Consider the following 1,301-nt stretch of genomic DNA (forward strand, 5'->3'; position numbering starts at 1 on the left):
TCTAGTGGAAATTATTAGGGAATCGGGAATCGGGAATCGGGAACAGGGAATTTAGAATTTAGAATTTAGAATTTAGAATTGGGAATAGTTAACGATTAACCTTAATACTAAGTGATTAACCAGACTCATAAAATCTCTCTTCTGCCTAGATTGACAGAAGAGAGATTCTAACATTAAGAAGTTCACAAATAAGCTTACAATCCCAGAGCCGAGCGAGTTGTAGGTCCAACGATTCCATCTACTGTTAAATCTTTTAGCTTCTGGAATTCCTTAACAGCTTTCTCAGTAGCGGGACCAAAAACGCCATCTACCTCGACAGTAATAGTTGCTTTAACTAAAGCTTCCTGAACTTCGCGAACATCATCACCTTCGAGATAGGGTTGAGTCAGGCTGAGTCTTCTAACCAGAGACTCCTCTGGAGTAGAATTGTTAGTTTTTCCAAAGCCAACTATGGGGGCTTGATTCAGTCGCGCTTCAGTATTTCGTCCGTAAATCCCATCTTCAGCAATGGGTTTGTCCGGATTATATTGGTTCCAGAGTCGCTGAAACGCTTTAACTGCAACAGGACGAATGTTTCGTGTACCTCTGCCAATATAGTCAAAGTGAGGCCTATCCGCAGGTCCAAACCACCTCCAACCCTCTCGCTCTAGATAGGGTCTCCAGCCTTGCTCGTCATTAATATCTAGGGCTAAACCACTCTGGTGATTACTTCTACCAGGAGGGGCAACCACACCAATACCACAGCGTCTAACTTTACCATGATTGAATAGCATTAGTTGCTGAGCAATAGTTCGGTAAGCAGAATTGACCGAAAGGGTGCGACCACGAGCCTTAATTGCCCGTGCCAAGGACTGCTTAGCTACTGCCTGAAGGAAAGGGTGAACTGCTGGACCATTAGCCACATCTAGGTCGGCAAAACTGACCAAGCTATTGGGTCCGATGCTATTCATTTCATCAATCAGCTGCTGGTCTAGTCCCCGCAGGATAGAAGTAGAGCAGCCAGGAGCCTGTCGAACAGTAGTTAATCGATTTTTTGCGATCGCTTGTGTCTGGATCAGGGTTTGAAGCTGATTATCTATCAGGTTAATTTGGTGACAATCTTCACAAAAATCTGCATGTTTTGTTTGTTCTGATTCAAGATTGCTTTCGAGATTGCTATAGTCTGCCATCACTATAAATTTAGGATATATACCTAACTCAATGGTTTACTCTAGTTGCTTTCCCTGAAATCTTGCACCACTGTCACTAGCCGTAGGTTCGGCAATATAGCGCTACGCGCAAGGCAATAGGCATGCTAGCAA

1 protein-coding gene is annotated in these 1,301 nt (G+C 43.7%); it reads right to left on the reverse strand.

The window, feature by feature from the left end:
- Positions 1–194 precede the first annotated feature (194 nt).
- On the reverse strand, positions 195–1,169 hold the full coding sequence (locus tag F6K53_RS43100; protein WP_293086812.1) for a peptidoglycan-binding protein: 975 nt from the start codon (positions 1,167–1,169) through the stop codon (positions 195–197).
- Between the last annotated feature and the right edge of the window lie 132 nt (positions 1,170–1,301).

It is taken from the genome of Moorena sp. SIO4A1 (assembly GCF_010672065.1).
Classification (GTDB): domain Bacteria; phylum Cyanobacteriota; class Cyanobacteriia; order Cyanobacteriales; family Coleofasciculaceae; genus Moorena.